The sequence below is a fragment of the Tamlana crocina genome, assembly GCF_012037625.1.
This window is the reverse complement of the sequence record NZ_JAAVJS010000845.1, coordinates 1-285: the sequence shown is the minus strand read 5'-3', so window position 1 is coordinate 285 and position 285 is coordinate 1. Positions and strand designations below refer to the sequence as shown.

General features: G+C 40.4%; 1 protein-coding gene. It reads right to left on the bottom strand.

Going from position 1 to position 285, the window contains the following annotated elements; genetic code table 11:
* Positions 1 to 258: HupE/UreJ family protein (locus HC176_RS19220; RefSeq protein ID WP_167920564.1), on the bottom strand; the 258-nt coding region annotated here is incomplete at its 3' end.
* Positions 259 to 285: the final 27 nt, after the last annotated feature.

The following is a 285-nucleotide window of genomic DNA, read 5'->3' as shown; positions in this document are numbered from 1 at the left end:
AAAAACAGCCGTGATCAAAATAGTAAGCGGGATCAAAAATTCTACCCAGGTGCTGTCAACGATCACGATCTCATAAACCGATAGGAAAAGTGAAATTGTGTGGCCAAGAGTAAAGATTGTTACCAGCCATAACACCCTCTTCCAGGTGTGGAAGGAGTAGGCTGCTACAAGAACTATAAGGAAAAGAATGTGATCATAGGCGTTCCAGTCCAATACATGTTCCAGGCCTAATCTAAAATACAACCAGAATTGTGACATATTTCAAAAATGATAATCGCCGAAAGT